Genomic DNA, 6,404 nt, shown 5'->3' with positions numbered 1-6,404 from the left:
ATTGATGAAGCCTTTCTGATCCGGGTAACCAGAAAGGTCAAGTCGGATGCCACCATTTCGCTGCACAACGCCCTTTTCGAAGCGTCGCCGATGTTTATTGGCAAGAGCGTCGATATCCGTTATCCCAATGAATGCCCGGATGAAATCTATATTTATGAAAACAGTGTCCGGATTTATACCTGTAAAAAAGTCATCATGACGGACAACGCCATTGCCAAACGCAATAACAATGCTATCAGCTACAGCGCGTTAGGCGGTGTGCCTCATGTATAAATCATTTTTCGGGTTCCAGCAGGCGCCCTTTGACAAGGGAATTGATTCATCGATGCTCTTTCANTCNGAAGCTTACAAGGAAGTNCTGGCNCGTCTGGATTATCTNAAAACCACCNNNGGTTTTGGTCTGATTACNGGNGANCCNGGGGTTGGTAAAACATCGNCCCTGCGGGTCTNTGCNGACAGTNTGAATCCGTCGTTATANAAGGTCATGTATTTCCCGATGTCTTCCGGGACAACCATGGATTTTTACCGGGGGCTGGCCTTTTCGCTTGGGGAACAGCCAAAATTTCGCAAAGTGGAGCTGTTCTTTCAGATTCAGAACGCCATTACCGATCTTTATGATAAGCGCCGCATCACGCCAGTCTTTATCCTGGATGAGATGCAGTCGGCGACCGCCCAGTTTCTTCACGATCTGAGCATCATTTTTAACTTTGACATGGATAAACGCAATCCTTTTATTCTGATTCTCACCGGTTTACCGACGCTGGCCAACCGCCTGGCCTTAAACCAGAACCGGTCACTTGATCAGCGACTGGTGACCCGGTTCCATTTCTCGCCACTGACACCGGATGAGGTCAGAGACTATATCAAACACCGCTTTAAACATGCCGGTGTTTCACGGAATCTGATCAACGAGAATGCTTATGAAGCCATTTCGTCATCCACTGGCGGTTACCCGCGATTAGTCGGTAATCTGGTTACCCAGTGTCTGATTCTTGCCTTTCAAAAGCAAACCGACCTCATCGATGAAGAGATTGTTTTTGCCGCTTCTGCGGAAGCTGGGATTTAACGCCGATGGCGTTATTTCCCTTTTTTTCTGGAGAAATAAAGCGTGATTATGTGATTAAAAAACTGAAATGCACTTTTTAAACCGCCATTATTTTCACAGTCTTTCGAACATTTCGATCCGTTTTATTGTGATTAAACCAGTCCGAAATAATGTGAAATTTTACACTATGCCAAACACCCTGATTCCCGGCAGCTTTACAACGCCGGAGCTGGTCGCTGCGATTATCAATGCCAAGTACGTCTGTGCCATGCCGCTGGCCAGGCAGCAGCAGGAGTTTGAACGGTACAGTGTGGCACTCTCCCGGCAGACCATGTCAAACTGGCTGCTGCGCTGTGCCGACGATTACTTTTCGCTTCTCTGTCGGCGGATGCGGGAAATCATGCTCACCCGGGATGTTTTGCATGGGGATGAGACCCCCGTTCAGGTTGCCAATGAAACCGATCGCCCGGCAACCAGCAAAAGTTATATGTGGGTCTACTGTACCGGGGTTCATGATGAAACCCCGATGGTCTACTACGACTATCATCCCACCCGAAGCAAGGAAGCGGCGCTTAGCTTTCTGGGGACCTATAAAGGATATCTTCATGCGGATGGATATGAGGTTTATCACCGTCTGTCTCCGGATATCACGGTGGTCGGCTGTCTGGCTCATGCCAAGCGGGGCTTTTCCGACGCCATTAAATCCTTACCAAAAGAAGAACAGAGACGAGCGGCTTCGTATGAAGGGGTTCAGTTTTGTGATACCATTTTTCATATCGATAAAAAGCTGAACGACTTTACCCCGGCTGAACGAAAACTAAAGCGGCTGACCTTGCTAAAACCGGTGATGGCGGCTTTCCATGACTGGCTCGTCGGGATGCAGGCCAATGCCCTGCCAAAATCCTATCTGTCCGATGCCGTGAATTATACCCTGAATCAATGGACTTACCTGGAAAACGTCCTGCAAGACGGTCGTCTGGAATTAACAAACAACCGTGGGGAACGCAGTATCCGAGCTTTTACAATCGGACGCAAAAACTGGGTGATGCATAATACCCCCGGAGGCGCAACCGCCAGTGCCATGATTTATAGTCTCACCGAGTCAGCCAAAAGCAATCAGCTCAAACCCTACAACTACCTGGTTTATATTCTCAAAGAGATGGCCAACACTGATCTGGTGAACCACCCCGAATTGATTGATCAATTTCTTCCCTGGTCAAAAACACTTTCACCGGATTGTTATAAAACCAGTTGATAAACATCGAATTACGAGTCCCGCTCCTCCAGGAGTTGGGCTTTTTTTATACATAGGTGCCTACAGTTTGACATTTACGATTGATCTTGCAAAAAGAGAATATTGGTGCTATACTGAAAGTAGGAAAAGTAGGGTTTAAGGAGGTAGTATGATGGATCTTGCAAAAGTAATGTCAAAAGGACAAGTGACCATTCCCATCAATATTCGGAAGAAATTGAATCTGAAGGAAGGTGACAAAGTTGTCTTCATCGAAAAAGATGGTTACATGGTGATCGCCAACTCAGCCATGCTTGCTCTCGAGCAGGTGCAAAAGGCTTTCGAGGGTGAAGCGGAACGATTAGATTTGAAATCTGAAGAAGACGTTGTGAATCTGGTGAAGGAAGTCCGGAAAGAGCGGTTTGAGGAAAAGAAGGAAAAGAAGCAATGAGAATCATGCTGGACACTAATGTTTTGATTTCTTCCATCATTTTCAAAAGTAAGATCATGAATGAAATGATTGCAGCGATTCTTAAAGATCATCGACTCGTTTTATCTTCCTTCGTGATTGAAGAGCTAAAAGGTGTGGTTCAGAGAAAATTCGAAGGAAGATCCGCTGACCTGGATCATTTTCTAACCGTTCTTCCCTTTGAATATGTTTACACACCAGACGAAATGGATGAAAACCTCTTTGAAATTCGGGATGAAATGGACTATCCAGTACTCTATTCAGCCATTGTCGAAGATGTGGACGTTCTCATCACCGGCGACAAAGACTTTGCAGATATTGACATTGAGAAACCGGAAATATTAACACCCAATGAATTTGTTGGCAAATATGTTTATGTCAATGTGCATTGATGACGTGGGGAATGTCAAACTTCCCATTTCAGATTGATCGTATGACTAGCGAAATCAGATGAACCTCGGTGGGGTCTCTGATTTGAAATGGCATCCAAAAATTTTCTCCCATATTTGCCGTCAGTCCCGTCAGTGCCGACAATTTTCTGACAGAACTGTCACGACTGTCGGCATTTTGGGAAGAAAAAAACTGGGGATGAGCGGAATCTGAGCAACATCTCCAGAAACATCAACAACGTCATCTCAAAATCCTGAAACCATTGGAAACACTAGGTTTTTAGAAAAGCAAATGGAATTCGTATCTATTGGAATTCTATTGTTTGTTTTTCTATTTTTTTTATATGCACAGGAAAGCACCTCTATTAATTATATTTAGCACCTCTATTGTGCGTTTTTTAAATCTCTGAAAGTATTGATTTCAGTGGGTTTCAGAGCGGTCAGATGGAGACTGAACCATCTCCTTTTATTGCTAATGGCGCATCAAAAACTTACACAGTAACACTTCGTGACAGAAACACAGGAAATCCTGTTGGAGCTGGAAGCACAATCCGAGTACTGTTCAACGAAAACATTGGAACAGTTAACGGAACAACAGCAAGTGCTACAGACGTAAGCAATGCAGCAACCGTTGTACCTTCTCAACGAGCTACAGGTGCAGCAACAACACTTAACTTATCAACAAACGCAAGTGGTACAGTAACATTCAGTGTAACAGGTAGCAATACCAAAGCTACACCAATTATCTTCATCGATAATGGAGGTACCCCACGATTAGACGCAACCGATCTTCAACTATGGGCACCACAAGTAACATTCCAGGGTGCACAAGTTTCAGATCAGATCACAGTAACACCAGAAACTGAAGCAACCATCGCAGCTTCTGCTAACCGTGGTCGAGTTTACACCATGGAAGTTAAAAAACCAGACGGAACAGCATTTGCTGGTGGCGTTGTACAGGTAGCCTTCAATGAATTAATTGACAGCAACTTAGGAACAACAACCAATGGGTACTGACAGTGAGCCAAGAGCCATTGCCAGAGAATTCGGATTCAATGATCACCGGGAGTTGGGTGAGTATATGGAAAGTCAGCAACTCTTCTGGGATTCTAACAAGAATAACTATGGGATGATGTTTGGGGATGCCGCCGTTGATTCAGTAGCAGAAACGGTTGATCTTCAGGACAAAGCTTTTCAGCCAATGGAAAAGTCTCAATCAAAAACAGGAATACCCAATGACGATTCATTAGTGGAACTGGAAGCCTATCTGCCTCTACTTGACATACTGCTTCAGAACAAAGACCGATTGATCACCCTACTGATGCCCCAATCTGATGGCATGATTCCACGGTATACCCTTCCNGGAAAATTCAATACGCAAAGTATCTATATGTCGGATATGTTGATTCGTCTGCTCAAGGAATACTGCGAAAGCAAAAATCTCAAACAACGGGATGTGGTTGATGTCGCTTTGATTGAATTCTTCAGACGCTATGGTTATCAGCGGGAGGTGGACAAGCTGCTTCAGAAGAAATAGCTTAAAGAATCATCTGGAGAGGGATCAAAAGAAATGGCTGGGATGAAGTCGATGGGGAGTGTTCCTGGAAATCATCTCAAGTCATTCCCCAAACTTCTTCCCTATTTGTCGACAATGGTGTCACTCCTGACATTCTTAAGAAAAACGGTCGGCAGGGACAGGAGTGACGGCAATTAGAAAAGAAAAAAGATGGGTGGATAGCTGTAATCGATCAAAAAATACTGACTAATCTGACAACAAATCTTCCCACAACAATTAATCCCAAGCCATCAATTGAAATGAAAGGGGGTGATGCCTATTCGAATGATCAACTGTGATCAATGCAGCTACTACGGAACAAGCATCAAATTTAATAGCATTTTAAAGGTGAATCGGTTATAATATGAAATATATAAGTAGGTGAACGAATGAAAATAAAACAGATTCATGACAAGTTTTTTAGGGCGACCTTCGCAAATCTGGAAGTTTCACAGAACTTTTTAAAGGAATCGTTGCCTGAATCAATATTAAAGACCATTGATCTGGAGAATCTGGAACTCCAGAATGGCACCCACGTCAGCAAGGAATTAGAAGAAACCCGTTCGGATCTATTATTTCGAACAACCATTAATCAAAAGGAAGGTTATCTCTATCTCCTTTTTGAACACAAGAGTTACCTTGACAAAAATGTGGGTTTGCAGTTATTGACATATTTGGTTAACATCTGGAATCAGAAAGTCAAAAATGAAAAAGCCACCCATATCCCCGTGATTATTCCGATGGTTATTTATCATGGCAAAAGAAACTGGAAACTTGGAAATTCTCTGGACACGATGATTCTTGATTATGACGAATTGTCGGATGACATTAAAAAGGGGATTCCCAATTTTAGTTACCATGTTTATGATCTGAATCGATTTCCCGATGAGGTAATCGTACTCGGATCACTATACTACGTGACGCTTTCAATCCTGAAAAATGTCAACAGGCATGATGAACAGGCTCTGCTTGAAGCTCTCAAAAGGGTTGGTACGGCACTAAATGCGATGAATGAAAAACAAACGGCTACGGAGTATTTTGAAACCTGTCTACGGTATGTTTACGAAATTGTACCAGAATTTTCAAATGTGAATTCAAATGTTGTTCAAAAATACATTGAACAAGTCTTTCCTGGAGGGAGTGAAGTAGCGATGACATTGGCAGAAGTTTTAAGAGAAGAAGGCTTTGAAAAAGGCGTTGAAAAAGGCGAAGAAACTGGAGTTGAAAAGGGGAAAAAAGAGGGCTTGTTTGAATTGGCAATTGAGCATTTATCTTTGAAATTTGGAGTTCTTCCGACGGAGTGTCAAGAAAAGATTGCCTCACTGGATCTTAAGATGTTGCAGATATTTAATATTAATATTGGAAACTTTAAAAGTATCGAAGATGTCAAGAAGTTCTTAGGTATCTGATTTCAGAAAATGATCGGGGACATGCATGTGAGCGGAATCAGTGGGCAGATGGAGTGCCACAAATTGCTGAGAAATGCATGATCTCCAAGAATAGTGTTCTCTAATTGCCGTCACTCCCGTCCCTGTCGACAGCTATTTGTCGGGAGAGACACGACGGTCGGGATTGTTGGAAGAAAAAAGCTGGGGATGTTGGAAATCTGGACAACATCCTCAGAAACATCAACAACATCATCCCAAACTCCTGAAACCATTGGAAACACTCAGTTTTTAGAAAAGCAAATGGAATTCGTACCTATTGGAATTCTA

7 protein-coding genes are annotated in these 6,404 nt (G+C 43.3%); all 7 read left to right on the top strand.

Translation table 11 applies throughout. The features are described 5' to 3' along the window. Positions 1 to 273: Mu transposase C-terminal domain-containing protein (locus tag A3KS_RS0115740; protein ID WP_026395716.1), on the top strand; the 273-nt coding region annotated here is incomplete at its 5' end. Continuing rightward, positions 266 to 1,066 (top strand): AAA family ATPase, encoded by an 801-nt coding sequence (locus tag A3KS_RS0115735; protein WP_026395715.1) that lies wholly within the window; start codon positions 266 to 268, stop codon positions 1,064 to 1,066. The genes A3KS_RS0115740 and A3KS_RS0115735, both read left to right, overlap by 8 nt. Before the next feature lie 151 nt (positions 1,067 to 1,217). Further along, a complete protein-coding gene (tnpC, locus tag A3KS_RS21595; RefSeq protein ID WP_169727712.1) occupies positions 1,218 to 2,300 on the top strand; it encodes an IS66 family transposase in 1,083 nt (360 codons plus the stop codon). A 148-nt stretch (positions 2,301 to 2,448) separates the two neighbouring features. Continuing rightward, positions 2,449 to 2,727, top strand: a complete 279-nt coding sequence (locus tag A3KS_RS0115725) for an AbrB/MazE/SpoVT family DNA-binding domain-containing protein (RefSeq protein ID WP_341349854.1) — start codon at positions 2,449 to 2,451, stop codon at positions 2,725 to 2,727. Continuing rightward, on the top strand, positions 2,724 to 3,137 hold the full coding sequence (locus A3KS_RS0115720; protein ID WP_026395713.1) for a putative toxin-antitoxin system toxin component, PIN family: 414 nt from the start codon (positions 2,724 to 2,726) through the stop codon (positions 3,135 to 3,137). Before A3KS_RS0115725 ends, A3KS_RS0115720 begins: the two co-directional genes overlap by 4 nt. Positions 3,138 to 3,578: 441 nt before the next feature. Then, positions 3,579 to 4,151: a hypothetical protein gene (locus tag A3KS_RS0115715; RefSeq protein ID WP_026395712.1), complete on the top strand. Its 573-nt coding sequence runs from the start codon at positions 3,579 to 3,581 to the stop codon at positions 4,149 to 4,151. A gap of 927 nt (positions 4,152 to 5,078) precedes the next feature. Then, positions 5,079 to 6,098 (top strand): Rpn family recombination-promoting nuclease/putative transposase, encoded by a 1,020-nt coding sequence (locus A3KS_RS0115705; RefSeq protein WP_026395711.1) that lies wholly within the window; start codon positions 5,079 to 5,081, stop codon positions 6,096 to 6,098. Positions 6,099 to 6,404: the final 306 nt, after the last annotated feature.

This window comes from Acetobacterium malicum subsp. dehalogenans DSM 11527 (assembly GCF_000472665.1).
GTDB classification, from domain to species: Bacteria; Bacillota; Clostridia; order Eubacteriales; family Eubacteriaceae; genus Acetobacterium; species Acetobacterium malicum.
This window is presented reverse-complemented; position numbering and strand designations above follow the sequence as displayed.

Coding starts and splice junctions, on each gene's coding strand:
- A3KS_RS0115725 (WP_341349854.1), top strand. CDS start 2,449: ATGATGGATCTTGCAAAAGTAATGTCAAAAGGACAAGTGACCATTCCC.
- A3KS_RS0115720 (WP_026395713.1), top strand. CDS start 2,724: ATGAGAATCATGCTGGACACTAATGTTTTGATTTCTTCCATCATTTTC.
- A3KS_RS0115715 (WP_026395712.1), top strand. CDS start 3,579: ATGGAGACTGAACCATCTCCTTTTATTGCTAATGGCGCATCAAAAACT.
- A3KS_RS0115705 (WP_026395711.1), top strand. CDS start 5,079: ATGAAAATAAAACAGATTCATGACAAGTTTTTTAGGGCGACCTTCGCA.